This window comes from Spirochaetota bacterium (genome assembly GCA_038043445.1).
Lineage (GTDB): Bacteria > Spirochaetota > Brachyspiria > Brachyspirales > JACRPF01 > JBBTBY01.
Genome location: JBBTBY010000070.1, coordinates 1 through 12,675 on the forward strand (window position 1 = coordinate 1; position 12,675 = coordinate 12,675).

Consider the following 12,675-nt stretch of genomic DNA (forward strand, 5'->3'; position numbering starts at 1 on the left):
TGGATGTGCTGCATGACCATAACCGAAGTTGTTCTCAAAAAGATCGCCGATGATCGTGGACAGGCCATGGCCGAGCTTGCGTTGGCCTGGGTGCTCCGCGATGAGCGCGTCACCTCGGCGCTTATCGGAGCGAGTTCGGTGAAGCAGCTCGATGAGAACGTGAAAACGATACAGAAGCTTCTGCTCACCGAGGATGAGAAGTCGCGCATCGAATCGATACTGCGGGGATGACAGGGATCGTTCAGCGATGAACGAGTTCGATCGCCTTCTTTACCGCGGGGACAGCAAGCACAAGCACGCCGACAGCAGCAGCAGCTAGTGCCGCGATGAGCACGCCGCCTGCCGCGGTATCCTTCGCTTTCGCGATCATGAGGTCATGCTTCCGCGACACGCGGTCGGCAAGATGCTCCACGGCGGTATTGATGAGCTCGGCTGACAGCACGAGCCCGATAGCAAAAATGATGAGCGCCCATTCGATGAGCGATATACCGAGAACGAACCCCAGGATCACCGCAAGCACCGCGATGCCGCAATGAATGCGGACGTTCCTCTCATTGACGACGGCCGTCAGAATGCCGCGCAATGCATGAGTCGCGCTTTTCGCGAAGCGTTTCATCGTATCATACCTGCCGCGGTCCGCCGCGTATGAGCTCGAGAAGCCCGGAAAGTCTGTCGAGGATAAGGAACACTACCGGCGAAAGCACCGTGTTGAACGGGATCTCAAAGAGTATCTGCTTTTTTGCAAAGGCAAGGGTTATCGCCGGGTCGTAGGTGAAGCTGTTCACGATGAAATAGAGTATGCTCTTTGCCGCGGTTGCGGTGAACACGAAAAGGACGGTGGAAAGCACGCTCTTGTCTATCTTCCGGTAAAAGAGGCCGGCGAGAAATCCGATGTTCAGGTACACAAGCGCATTGAGCCCGAGCACGCCGCTTGAGATGATATCCTGCGTGAACCCGGCGATAAAACCATAGATTATCCCCTCGAACGAACCGAACGTGAAACCGAGAAACACGATGACGATGAGAACGATATCGGGCTTTATGGCAATGGCGTTTCGGATGCTGTCATATACCGGCGACGCCTGAATGACCGTAAGCACGAGGAGTATTCCGCCCATGACAATGATACGCCGCATCCCCTACTCCTCATCCAGTATGGAACTGATGTCCGTGTCCGCTTTCTTGAGGATGATGTAGATATCCTCGAGCGTCGCGAAATCCAGGAGCGGGCGCACCGTGATCGACTGGAAAAGCCCGTAGAGCTTGCGGTCAACCGCGCTCACCGTGCCGATGACGAGCCCCTTGGGGAAAATGCCGCCCATGCCGCTCGTTACCACCGATTCATTGGTCGCCACCGGAACAACGCGGTCGACGAAGGCGAGATTGCACAGAAGCGATCGCGGCTGCTCTCCTGCCAATATGCCGGTAGCGCGCGTCGTTTCGAGCATGGCGCCTATCTTGCAGTTCTGATCGGTGATGGGGAGTATCCGTGCATAGCGGCGGCTCACTTCTATCACCTTGCCGACCACGCCCTTCGCCGCATCGCGATAGGCTATCACCGGCATGCCGATCTCAACGCCGTCCTGATACCCGCGGTTGACGATGATGGTGCTGTAGAAATTCTGCGGGTCCTTCGATACGATGGTCGCCGCGACCGTGCGGTACTCGATCTGCTTCTGCATCTGCAGGAGCTCGGAGAGCCGCTTGTTCTCGTTCTTTATCTCCTCGAATTCCACCGCGGCGTTCTCGTAGACGGCGAGCTTTTCGCGCGTCTGCCTGAGCTCCTCGCGAAGCCGCGTGAGTTCGGATATGCTTGCATACCAGTCCGCGATGGTACGGAACACTTTCTGCGTGCCGTACTGGAACGGATACACGGTCACCGAATAGAGCTTTTTCACATCGAGGGAAAATTCCGCCTTCGAAAAAATAATGAAGATGAGACAGACAGCCGTCGCTGCGGCGTATGCGATTATGGTGCGGTTTTTCCCGAGGTCGGTCATGCCGCGTTAGAGATACTTTCGATACGGCTTCATCGAGCGGTTTATCTCGAGGAATTTACCGCAACCGACGGCAACGCAGGTGAGCGAGTTCTCGGCGAGTATCACCGGCACGCCCGTTTCGGCGCTGACATAATCCGTGAGTCCCTTGAGGAGGGCCGTACCTCCGGCCATGACAATACCGCGCTCGACGATATCGGATGCGAGTTCCGGCGGTGTCTCATCGAGAACGCTCTTTATCGCTTCGAGTATCTGCGACAACGGCTCCTGCATAGCCTCGCGAATTTCCGCCGAGTTCGTCGTGAGCGTTTTCGGAAGACCGGTGATGGAATCGCGCCCGCGGACATCGATGGTCTCGGTGACCGAACCCTTGAACGCATTGCCTACCTTTATCTTCACTTCCTCGGCCGTCTGCTCGCCGATATACAAACTGTGCGTACGCTGCATATAACGCATTATCGATTCATCAAGCTCGTCGCCGCCCACGCGTATCGATGCGCTTTTCACCATGCCGCCGAGGGACATGACGGCCACTTCCGTGGTGCCGCCGCCGATGTCGACGATCATGTTCCCGCGCGGCTCCTCGATGGGCATATCGGTGCCGATGGCGGCAGCCTTCGCCTGTTCGATGAGCACGATCTCCCGAGCGCCCGCCTGTTCGCAGCTCTCGCGGACAGCGCGCTTTTCCACTTCGGTGATGCCCGAGGGCACGCCGATGGCGATGCGGGGCTTGACGAGCGCACGGCGATTGTGCACCTTCGCGATGAAATAGCGTATCATCTTTTCCACGGTCTCGAAATCGGCGATGACGCCGTCGCGCATGGGACGAATGGCGACGATATCGCCCGGGGTACGCCCGAGCATATCCTTCGCCTGATTGCCCACGGCGATGACGCGCCCGGTGGAGCTTTCCACCGCGACCACGGACGGCTCGGTGAGGACAATGCCCTCGCCGCGCACGTACACGAGCGTGTTCGCAGTACCGAGGTCTATACCCATATCGTTGGAAAAAAGTCCGTACATCCAGTTCATCATCGCCGTTATTCTCCTATGCTATAAACGCTTCAAGGCGATCTCCGCCTCGAGGAATTTCTTGTCAATCCAGAGCGATCGTTCCAGCGCCCGACGGGCGTCGCCGATACGGTTCATCTTCTTGTACAAGAAGGCCATATTATAGTATGTTCTTGGATTTTTGTCATCTAGGGAAAGCGCTGTTTTGAAGTGATACTCGCTCTCCGGGTAGAGCCCCTGCCGGAAGCACCAGAGGCCGAGGTCGGCATGAATGTACGAGGTATAGGAAGCATCGATCGTTGACTGCGCAAGACCGGTGAAATAATCGATGGCCTTCCCGTAGTTCGATGCCCCGGCATAGGCATGGCCGAGGAGATAGCGCACATCATCCGTGATGCGTATCTCGCTTTTCCCCTCACGCACACGGTCGAACGCGTATTCCCAGTGCGTGACCGCATTGCCGAAACGCCCCTGCGTGTAACAGAGCACGCCGGTTCGCACGCGCGTATCGACGCTCGTGTCACCGAGCGCGACCGCACGCTCATAGCACTCGATGGCGTCATCGAAGAACGTCTGCCCCCGGAATTCATAGGCGCGGCCGAGTATGGCATACGCCTTCGGGTCACGGGTAAGCCGCCAGTCGATGAGCATCATCTGCCGGACAAAGCTCACCGCCTTTTCCGCCGAGGTATACCGGGCATCCTCATTGGTCGCATACCGCATGCGGGCGTAGTGGAGCGCAATGCCGCTCTTGATGATGTTCTTATCGAGCGGATTGGTCCGATAGAGCTCATTGAAGAGGTAGATGGCATTATCGAAATCGTTCACGGACACCGCGCGATCGAGGAGCGTAAGCTTGTGACTGCGGACATTGAGAAGGAAGAACGTGGACACGCCGAGGGCAAGGACTATGCTCGCACCGATGATGATATAGACAAGCCGCCTGTCGATGGTCTTTTCGACGATATATCGTTCTTCAGCCATTGCCCATGCCATTGGAAAGCCCGTGCACGTATCGATCGATGCCGCTTTCCCACGCAGGCATGACATTGATGCCGAGGCGTTTGAGATTCGCGTTCTCAAGATACGAATACGCGGGGCGAAGCGCCCTTGTCGGATATGCGGATGTCGCTATCGGCGATACCGGCGTTTGTATCCCGGCAGCGGCAAGCGTGCGGCCGGCGACATCATACCAGGTACATATCCCTTCCGCAGTGCAGTGATAGACGCCCCATTCCGTGCGTTCGAGGAGCTGCATCGTCTGTAGGGCGACATCGGCCGTGTACGTGGGGCTGCCGAATTGATCGTTCACGAACGATATCGACGGCTTCTCTTTCCCGAGGCGCAGTATCGTCTGAATGATGTTCTTCCCGTTCTCGCCGAAGAGCCAGGCGATGCGAACGATGAAATATCGCTCGCAGATACGTTTCACCGCTTCTTCACCGGCATGTTTCGACCGCCCGTAGACGCTGACCGGGTTGGGAGTATCGGCCTCAACGTAAGGGGAATCCTTTTTCCCGTCGAACACATAATCGGTGGAGTAGTAGAGCATGACAGCGCCGGCTTCGCGCGCGGCTTGCGCGATGTGCGTCGTGCCTTTCTCATTGATCAAGCTGCAGCGCTCAGCATCATCCTCGGCCTTGTCGACAGCGGTATACGCCGCGCAGTGCAGCACAATGTCGGGGCGCGCCGCCGTCACGCCGCGGACGACACTCTGCTCATCGGTGATATCGAAATCATCGATGTCGACGCCGATGCAATCACAGGTGCCAGACAACACGGAACATAATTTTGAACCGAGCATACCCTTTGCGCCGGTGATAAGCACGCGTTTTTTCGCCATGGCGGCATGGTATATAATCGACGGGAAAATGCAAGAGGTTACGTTAACTTGGCACTTGTGTATGAATGTCCGGGCAGTACGATACGTATTCTTGTCTCCCGGCCGACAGAACTTGACACGGTGATCTCACCGTTCATCGCTTTGATAATGCCATAGCATATCGATAGACCAAGGCCGGTTCCCACACCTACCGGTTTTGTTGTAAAGAACGGGGTGAATAACAACTTTTGCTCCTCCTCTGAGATGCCGGTCCCGTTGTCGATGATCTCGAGAACGGCATGCGTGTCTTCCTGAAACGAGCGCACCATGATCTCCTTTTCATAGGACGGGGGGCTGCTCTTCGCTTTCAGTTCAACCGCATATGCCGCATTGGAAAGAAGATTGATGACGACCTGTTCGAACTTGAAAATATTCCCGCGAACGAGCGGTATATCGTCGCTCAGACTCCTGCTCATCACTATCGTACGATTACTGTATTGCGAGGTAATAAGCGAAAATACATTCCTTACGGCATCATTGATAGTGAAATCACCGATCTCGTCATCGGCCTGTTCCCGGGAGAAAAGCCGCACCTGCGCTATAATATGCTTTACCCTGTCGATGTATCCCCTCATGTTCCCGATCTTCTGAAGCGCGCCTTCCGGCGGCCCGGCCCGTTCGATCATGAGCGAAAGATTGTCGATCGCGATCGTCAGCGCCATGAGCGGCTGATTGATCTCATGCGCCATCCCCGATGCGAGCATGCCGAGGGAGTGCATCTTATCGGTCTGAACAAGCGCCGCCTCGGAGCGCTTTCGCTCGGTGATATCACGAACGACCGACAGCACCACCTTCCTGTCCAGATAGTCGATGACACGGCTGCTTATTTCAACGGGTATCATACGTCCGCCTTTGGCGACATGCACCATTTCAAAAACATTCCGGCCGGATGCCAGCGTCTCACGCACCGCGTGTTCGCGGCGGGACTGCATGAGCGGCACATCGAGGTCAAGCGGCGTCATATGCAGAAGCTCTTCCCTGCTGTACCCCAGATAGGTGGCAGCGACCTCATTCACCTCGATAAAGCATCCGTGCGTTCCGTCCGGCTGCACTTCATGGATAAATACCGCATCGCTGATATTCGAGAACAGGGAGCGATATTTCTTCTCGCTTCGATCAAGCTCTTTCGCGGTACGCTTATGCTCTGCGATCTCGTCCTCCAGCACCTTCGTTTTCAGCAGCACCTGCCTTCTCAACACAATGCTCCATGAACCGAAAAAGAAACCGAGACAAAGAAGCCCCCCGAGTCCCCACCATACCCAGGTGGGAATTCTGTTCTTCACCCCGGGCAGTATCCATTTCTGGAACGATCTGCTGTAAAGAGAGTTCGGATCATTGATCATGGATTCCATGAGGCCGTTGATATCCGCGAGCAGGTCCGCATTTCTTCTCTTGGGCACAGCGAATGAAAGCGCTACCGGTGAAAAATTGATGGCCGTAATGACCACCGGATATTTCTTCGCAAGCCCGCTCCCGAGCGAATAGATGCAGACGCCGGCATCGGCAGTATTGTCAACTATCGCTTCCATGACCGCGGGATTATCCTTTTCAAGGACCAGTTCACAGTATACGCCGAAGGAGGCGAGATAATTGCTCAATGCGGCCGTGAACGTACTCCCCTTCACCCCGGCTATACGCTTCCCCTTAAGATCGAATACCGTACGTATCGGGAATCTCGCGCTGGTGAACAATACACCGCTGTCAATGAATACCGGATGCCTGCTGAAATCGAATATGGCGTCCCGCTCGCTGATATTGCCTACCGCAGGAAGAAGATCGATCTCACCATTTTCCAGACAGACAAGCAATTCGCTCCATGGCCTGTCGACATATTCGATACGCCAGCCCCGCTCATGGGCATAGTATTCGACAAGGTCGATGAACAAACCCTCAGGCTTCTTTTCCTTGTTCGAAACAAGGGGGGCCGCAGGAAATACGCCGATCCTGACCGTTCTCGTTCCCGCGCTCAGCGGGGCACAAAGCATCATCGCAACAGCACATGCCAATGAGACGATCCTCAACCGGTAACGATACATTGTCATCGGAGATCGACGCCGTGTCGATGTAGTATTACCTTCCGCCTCTGTCATACCATACAGTATATTCCCGTGTCGCGCGCCGTCAAGCTTGAAACGTATTGAAATGTATTCCATGGACGTTAATCCATAGGCAACTCACCCTGCGCGCTCGCCTTCGCTGTTTTCTCATCGAACCCGCTTACCGACGCCCCGATGAGGCGTACCGGCCGCGAGCCGATCTCGGTCGCCGGAAAAAGCGATACACAGGCGGAAAGGATATCGTCCGCCGAGCTCAGCCGCTCACTTTTTGTAGCGCGCCGCGTTATCACGGTAAAATCGCCGTATTTCACCTTGAGCGTCACCGTGCGCCCGGCTAGTTTTTTACGCGAGAGACGCTCGGCGATATGCGCTATTTCGGCTCGAAGCGCGTCACGGATGAATTCCGTATCGATAGAATCCACCGCGAACGTCGTTTCACTGCCGACCGATTTTGATTCATGATGCGCCACCACGGGGCGCTCATCGATACCGCGGGCGAATTCATAGAGCTCATTGCCGAATTTCCCAAAGCGCCTGCGAAGCGTCGTGACGGGGACAGCCTCTAGATCGGTGCATGTGTGTATGCCCATCGCATAGAGCTTTTCGCGCGTTACGCGCCCCACACCCCATATATGCTGCACATCGAGCGTCCGCACGAAAGCTTCCACCTGATGCGGCTTTATCACATAGAGACCGTCGGGCTTGCGCATATCGCTCGCCACTTTTGCGAGGAATTTATTCGGCGCAACGCCGGCCGACGCCGTGAGATGAAGCTCATCGCGGATGCGCCTCCGTATCTCGCGGGCTATCTCGGTAGCCGTGCCGATACCTTTCTTGTTCTCAGTGACATCGAGATAGCACTCGTCGAGCGATAACGGTTCGACAAGGTCGGTGTATTCACGATAGATATCGTACAATGCACGGGACACCGCCGTATAGCGGGTGAAATCGGGATGCCGGAGCATCGCTTTCGGGCAGAGCTTGAGCGCGGTACGCACTGCCATGGCGCTGTGCACGCCGAATTTCCTCGCTTCATAGGATGCGGTACAGACGACGCCGCGCCGTTCGGGACTGCCGCCGACGATGACGGGTTTGCCCCGGAGCGAGGGGTCATCGCGCTGTTCTATGGCGGCGTAGAAGGCGTCCATGTCGATGTGGATTATCTTGCGGGAAGGCATGCATATAGTATACCACAAAGGCGCAAGCAATATCAATCGGAGAAAAAAAATACTTCACCACCGAGCGCACTGAGGGGCACAGAGAAGAAGAAGAAGAAGAAGAAGTCTTTGGAAGTAGAGAATACAATGAAAGGATATGGAGATAATGTAAAGCAGACTTCACTTATCGGTTGACATATTCGGCTCTTCTTCTGTATTCTCTTAGCATTTTCTCCGTGATCTCCGTGGTTTCCCTTTACATTTATTTGAAGATGTGGAAGTTGTTCTGCATTTGATTTCCTCGATATTTTTGTTATAATCTTTCTCGTGTAGACTGTAGACTAAAACACATTAAAGGATGAAAAGATGATCGAAAAGGAAAAAATCTACCGCTGCGAAAAGTGCGGCAACATTATCGAGTCGCTGTGGAACGGGAAACCCTCCATCATCTGCTGCGGAGAGCCGATGACGGAACTGAAAGCGAACACCGTCGATGCATCGAAAGAGAAACATGTCCCGGTGATAGAACGCACGGGCACGCAGGTGAAAGTAAAGGTCGGCAGCGCCCCGCATCCGATGGAAAAGGACCATTACATCCTCTTCGTCGAAGTACTCAAAGGCAATGACGTATACCGCCACGACTTCGTCGAAGGCGATACGGTCGCGGAAGCGATGTTCACGATACCCGATGACGGCACGCCGCTGCAAGCACGTGAATTCTGCAACAAACACGGGCTCTGGGCCACCGCGTAAGATACACAGAGAACCGTTACTTTTTTTCCCATTCTGCGTTATACTGGTCGCCATCTCACCGTTGGAGAACGGACGATGGACGACATGAGCGCCGTTGCCGCCTGCAGGTCGGGCGAACGCACCGCATTCCGTGCTATCTATGAACGCTATGTCGAGCGCATCTACGCGTTTGTGTACGCGAAGACTTTCCATCGCGAAACGGCGGAGGACATCGTGAGCGAAACGTTCATGAAAGCGCTGAACAAGATCGCCTCCTTCGATACGACGAAGGGTACCGTGCAGGCATGGCTCTATCGGATAGCATCCAATGCCGTCATCGATCATTACCGCAGGGCGAAGCGCACGACAGCGAGCGACACCATCGAGATCGCCGAAGAACATGATTATGCACACGATATATCGGAGCGCGAGGCGCACGCGAAAGCGATGAAGCTCCTTGCCGGCATAGACCCGAAGAAACGAGACATCATCGTCATGCGCGTATGGCAGGAAATGTCGTTCAAAGAGATCGCCGACGTGTTCGGAGAGAACGAGCCGCAGGTAAAGATGACGTTCTACCGCGCGGTATCCGCGCTCAAAAAAGCGATGCCGCTTACGGTGTTCCTGCTGCTCAGCCTGGGGCGTGCACTATGAAAAAAGAAGTGGAAGCGATACTTGCCGAGCTCAGAGAGATCGATCCGTCGTTCAAGCCGGATGGAAAAAGCCGCGAGCTCATAGAGACACTGCTCAGCGCCAAACCGAAAGCGAAGATAGACGCGGCTTTCCGTGCGCAACTCAGGAAGGATATACTCGCTCGAGCATCCCGGAAGCGGACAACGATGATCGATCTCATGATGGAGCATCGCCGCATCGTTTCCATCGCTGCGATACTCATCGCGGCCATCGTCAGTGCGCCGGTGATCACCGTGCTCATGCGCGATCGAAATGCATTTTCCAGGGACGAACGACAGAGCACCGATGACCGCATCGCACCGCCCGCACGCCCCGAAGCGTATGAAAAAGCCAAGCGAGGTGCGAACGAAAGACTTTCATCATCAACTCAGTCGGAAGTATCGCCTATCGGTTCAATTGTTAAGGAAGAGAAAGCACGTACACGCGCGGCCAAGGGCGCATCCCCCGTTCCTGCGGATGATGCCGAAACGGAGCACGATAAGGACAAAGCCGCGGACACAGCACTGGCACAGACAAAAAAGGCAGATATGCGGCGCGAGGCGTTCGCGGAAAATGCAGATGAAGGTCTCGCATCGCCAAAAGCGGCAGCACCGGGCAAATCGGCAGCAATGGGCGCGTCGATCGCACGAGCGGGAGAAAACCCGTTCCTCGCCAGAGAACAGTATTCGGGATCGACATTCACCTGCGGGCCACGCTCCGCCGCGATGAACACATTATCGCAGTACCTCCGGGCAAAGCGCATGCCGCCCGCGCAGGCCGTCACGCCGGAAGGCCTCATCAACACCGCCGGATATTCCGACGATATACCGCCGATAGCAGTGACGCATACCGCATGTCAGTGGAACACTGCGCATACCCTGCTTGTCGTTGCCATCGGCCGCCCGTCGCAGGGCGAGGTCATCACCGTTGCTTTTTCCGAAGCGGTGCGCGAATACCGGCTCATCGCGAACGGGAGCATCATCCCCTCCGGACCAAATGCATGCATTGCTGTCTACGAGATAGTACCGGCGGGCACCGTCGATACTCCGATCCTTGCACGCGCCACAAGGGGCGCCCCGACACGCTCAGCGCTCGCAGCACCGGCGATAACCGAGCTCTCGTCGGCACCGATGCATGTGCGCTATGCGGCAGCCCTCGCAGAATTCGGGCTTCTCGTGTCCGGCTCAGCGTATAAAGGCACAGCGGATCATGCGCACGCGATAGCGCTTGCTGAAGAAACACGCATCACCGACAGCATCGTATCGATGATGCGTGAGATGAAAGCGGCAGCGGAAAAACGGTAGTACAAAGGCATATCATGAAGAGAGTCATCATCGGCGGGATACCAATAGGCGGCGGGGCGCCGATATGCATTCAATCCATGACGAACACGGACACGCGCAATGTCGATGCATCGAGCGCGCAGATAGAAGCCCTTGCGGAAGCGGGATGCGCCATTGTCCGCCTTGCCGTCCCCGACGAGGCAGCGGCACGCGCACTTGCCGAGATAAAGCGCCGTGCACGCGTTCCGCTCATCGCGGACATACACTTCGATCACACCCTCGCGCTCATTGCCATGGAAGCGGGCATCGATGCATTAAGGCTCAACCCAGGCAATATCAGGAACCATGACAATGTAAAAACGGTGATACGCGAGGCGAAAGCGCGAAACATCGTCATCCGTGTCGGCGTGAACGCGGGATCGCTTGACCGCGCGAAGTACCGCGAGCCCTCGCCGGAGAACATGGTGGCCTCCGCGCGCGAGCATATCGTCATCATGGAAGACCTCGGATTCACGAACATCAAGGTATCGCTCAAGTCATCGTCCGTGCGCGATACGATAGCGGACAACCGCCTCTTCCGTGCATATTTCGATCACCCGCTCCATCTCGGTGTCACCGAAGCAGGCACGCTCCGCTCATCGCTCGTGAAGAGCACACTCGGCATCGGCACGCTCCTCCTCGAGGGCATCGGCGATACGATACGCGTGTCGATAACCGGCGACCCCGTCGAAGAGGTCATCGCGGCGAGAATGATACTCCGTTTCGCAGGACTCGATACAGAGCCGATGGTCGAGGTGATATCCTGCCCCACCTGCGGAAGAACGACGGCGGAGATAGAAGCGATAGCGCTCGAGGTGGAACGCCGGAGCGCCGCGATACGAAAAAAGCTCACGGTAGCGGTCATGGGCTGCGTCGTCAACGGACCGGGTGAAGCGCGTCACGCGGATTTCGGCATCGCCGCTGCGGACAACGGCGGATTCCTTTACTTCGAGAAAGAGAATGCGCCGATACGTATCCGAAAAGAGGATGCGGTCGAGCACCTTATGCGGAAAATAGAAAACGCATAGATAGAACGCAGCCATCATCTCCGCCCCCGGGATCACAAAGTATACCAATTTTTCCAGGCGGAGCGGACCTGCATATCATTGACAAAGCTGCTGATATGCAGATTTTTGAGCTTATAACTTTGCGCATAGACGATCACATTATTCACGATATCACGTATACGGGCGAGGCGGAAAATTGATAAAAAATGTGTTTAATATGATAATACCGGCTGACGGGAAGAGTAAAAGGGGCAGCAGCAGCTATGATCGCACGGGAAATCAATGGGAAAAAGTCAGTTCGATCAGTACACGACGGGATCCTTGATGCATATATCACATTTTTGTATGAGAAAAAGCTGGCGCTGCCGTGGCATTGTAAATATTATGCCGGGTGGGTACGCACATTCCATCAGATAGTCAACATTGATGAGGACCGCGGATATGATACGATGGCGGCAGAATTCGAGAGAAAACTGACCGCGAGGGCGAAACTGGAGACATGGCAGGTGCGGCAGGCGCTCGATTCGCTGAACATTTACTGGAATGTATTCCTGCCGACGACGGGGGTATCGACAAAAAAGCCGGAATTCATTGATTGGACGGCGGTGAACGAGAAGATCAAGGTGGCGATACAGATGCGCCATTACTCGCCGAGGACGGAGAAGACGTACCTGGACCATGTTCAGAGATTTGCTGCGGCAACGGGGAAACGGCCTGACGAGGTGGACGTTACGGATGTGAAGGCGTATCTATCGCGAATGGGACAGGGCGGGCGGGTGAGCGCATCGACGCACAATCACGCCTTCAATGCATAGCTGATCCTGTTCAAGAACGTGCT

Annotated in this window: 14 protein-coding genes; 6 read left to right on the plus strand and 8 right to left on the minus strand. The window is 55.6% G+C overall.

All coding sequences use genetic code 11. The annotated features are described in order from the left end of the window. A partial coding sequence (locus AABZ39_10955) for an aldo/keto reductase (protein MEK6795289.1) occupies positions 1–231 on the plus strand: 231 nt, incomplete at its 5' end. A gap of 10 nt (positions 232–241) precedes the next feature. Here the strand turns inward: AABZ39_10955 and AABZ39_10960 are convergent. The 8 genes from AABZ39_10960 to dinB form a co-directional block, all read right to left on the minus strand. Next, a complete protein-coding gene (locus AABZ39_10960) occupies positions 242–616 on the minus strand; it encodes a diacylglycerol kinase family protein (protein ID MEK6795290.1) in 375 nt (124 codons plus the stop codon). A gap of 4 nt (positions 617–620) precedes the next feature. Further along, positions 621–1,136, minus strand: coding sequence for a rod shape-determining protein MreD (mreD, locus tag AABZ39_10965; protein MEK6795291.1), 516 nt, complete (start codon positions 1,134–1,136; stop codon positions 621–623). A 3-nt stretch (positions 1,137–1,139) separates the two neighbouring features. Continuing rightward, positions 1,140–2,000, minus strand: a complete 861-nt coding sequence (gene mreC, locus AABZ39_10970) for a rod shape-determining protein MreC (protein MEK6795292.1) — start codon at positions 1,998–2,000, stop codon at positions 1,140–1,142. A 6-nt stretch (positions 2,001–2,006) separates the two neighbouring features. After that, positions 2,007–3,032, minus strand: coding sequence for a rod shape-determining protein (locus tag AABZ39_10975; protein ID MEK6795293.1), 1,026 nt, complete (start codon positions 3,030–3,032; stop codon positions 2,007–2,009). An 18-nt stretch (positions 3,033–3,050) separates the two neighbouring features. Then, positions 3,051–3,992, minus strand: a complete 942-nt coding sequence (locus AABZ39_10980; protein ID MEK6795294.1) for a tetratricopeptide repeat protein — start codon at positions 3,990–3,992, stop codon at positions 3,051–3,053. After that, complete coding sequence (gene rfbD / locus AABZ39_10985; GenBank protein MEK6795295.1) at positions 3,985–4,851, minus strand: dTDP-4-dehydrorhamnose reductase; 867 nt, start codon at positions 4,849–4,851, stop codon at positions 3,985–3,987. The genes AABZ39_10980 and rfbD overlap by 8 nt, the downstream gene beginning before the upstream one ends. A 38-nt stretch (positions 4,852–4,889) precedes the next feature. Next, a complete protein-coding gene (locus tag AABZ39_10990) occupies positions 4,890–6,896 on the minus strand; it encodes a transporter substrate-binding domain-containing protein (protein MEK6795296.1) in 2,007 nt (668 codons plus the stop codon). A 152-nt stretch (positions 6,897–7,048) separates the two neighbouring features. Further along, positions 7,049–8,125 carry a DNA polymerase IV gene (gene dinB, locus AABZ39_10995; protein MEK6795297.1) on the minus strand — a complete coding sequence of 359 codons (1,077 nt, stop codon included), beginning with the start codon at positions 8,123–8,125 and terminating at the stop codon, positions 7,049–7,051. Positions 8,126–8,470: 345 nt separating this feature from the next. On the opposite strand from dinB, the gene AABZ39_11000 reads away from it, so the two are divergent. The 5 genes from AABZ39_11000 (at position 8,471) to AABZ39_11020 (ending at position 12,652) form a co-directional block, all read left to right on the plus strand. Next, positions 8,471–8,857, plus strand: a complete 387-nt coding sequence (locus AABZ39_11000) for a desulfoferrodoxin (protein ID MEK6795298.1) — start codon at positions 8,471–8,473, stop codon at positions 8,855–8,857. Positions 8,858–8,932: 75 nt separating this feature from the next. Then, positions 8,933–9,490 carry a sigma-70 family RNA polymerase sigma factor gene (locus AABZ39_11005; GenBank protein MEK6795299.1) on the plus strand — a complete coding sequence of 186 codons (558 nt, stop codon included), beginning with the start codon at positions 8,933–8,935 and terminating at the stop codon, positions 9,488–9,490. Then, a complete protein-coding gene (locus AABZ39_11010; GenBank protein ID MEK6795300.1) occupies positions 9,487–10,812 on the plus strand; it encodes a hypothetical protein in 1,326 nt (441 codons plus the stop codon). The genes AABZ39_11005 and AABZ39_11010 overlap by 4 nt, the downstream gene beginning before the upstream one ends. A 14-nt stretch (positions 10,813–10,826) precedes the next feature. Continuing rightward, entirely contained in the window at positions 10,827–11,858 is a 1,032-nt protein-coding gene (gene ispG, locus AABZ39_11015) for a flavodoxin-dependent (E)-4-hydroxy-3-methylbut-2-enyl-diphosphate synthase (protein MEK6795301.1), read from the plus strand. Between the two features lie 242 nt (positions 11,859–12,100). Further along, a complete protein-coding gene (locus tag AABZ39_11020; GenBank protein ID MEK6795302.1) occupies positions 12,101–12,652 on the plus strand; it encodes a phage integrase N-terminal SAM-like domain-containing protein in 552 nt (183 codons plus the stop codon). Positions 12,653–12,675 lie beyond the last annotated feature (23 nt).

What these genes read in the sequence shown, in the direction of transcription:
- AABZ39_10960 (MEK6795290.1), bottom strand. Translation starts at nt 616, where the DNA reads ATGAAACGCTTCGCGAAAAGCGCGACTCATGCATTGCGCGGCATTCTG.
- mreD (MEK6795291.1), bottom strand. Translation starts at nt 1,136, where the DNA reads ATGCGGCGTATCATTGTCATGGGCGGAATACTCCTCGTGCTTACGGTC.
- mreC (MEK6795292.1), bottom strand. Translation starts at nt 2,000, where the DNA reads ATGACCGACCTCGGGAAAAACCGCACCATAATCGCATACGCCGCAGCG.
- AABZ39_10975 (MEK6795293.1), bottom strand. Translation starts at nt 3,032, where the DNA reads ATGATGAACTGGATGTACGGACTTTTTTCCAACGATATGGGTATAGAC.
- AABZ39_10980 (MEK6795294.1), bottom strand. Translation starts at nt 3,992, where the DNA reads ATGGCTGAAGAACGATATATCGTCGAAAAGACCATCGACAGGCGGCTT.
- rfbD (MEK6795295.1), bottom strand. Translation starts at nt 4,851, where the DNA reads ATGGCGAAAAAACGCGTGCTTATCACCGGCGCAAAGGGTATGCTCGGT.
- dinB (MEK6795297.1), bottom strand. Translation starts at nt 8,125, where the DNA reads ATGCCTTCCCGCAAGATAATCCACATCGACATGGACGCCTTCTACGCC.
- AABZ39_11000 (MEK6795298.1), top strand. Translation starts at nt 8,471, where the DNA reads ATGATCGAAAAGGAAAAAATCTACCGCTGCGAAAAGTGCGGCAACATT.
- AABZ39_11005 (MEK6795299.1), top strand. Translation starts at nt 8,933, where the DNA reads ATGGACGACATGAGCGCCGTTGCCGCCTGCAGGTCGGGCGAACGCACC.
- AABZ39_11010 (MEK6795300.1), top strand. Translation starts at nt 9,487, where the DNA reads ATGAAAAAAGAAGTGGAAGCGATACTTGCCGAGCTCAGAGAGATCGAT.
- ispG (MEK6795301.1), top strand. Translation starts at nt 10,827, where the DNA reads ATGAAGAGAGTCATCATCGGCGGGATACCAATAGGCGGCGGGGCGCCG.
- AABZ39_11020 (MEK6795302.1), top strand. Translation starts at nt 12,101, where the DNA reads ATGATCGCACGGGAAATCAATGGGAAAAAGTCAGTTCGATCAGTACAC.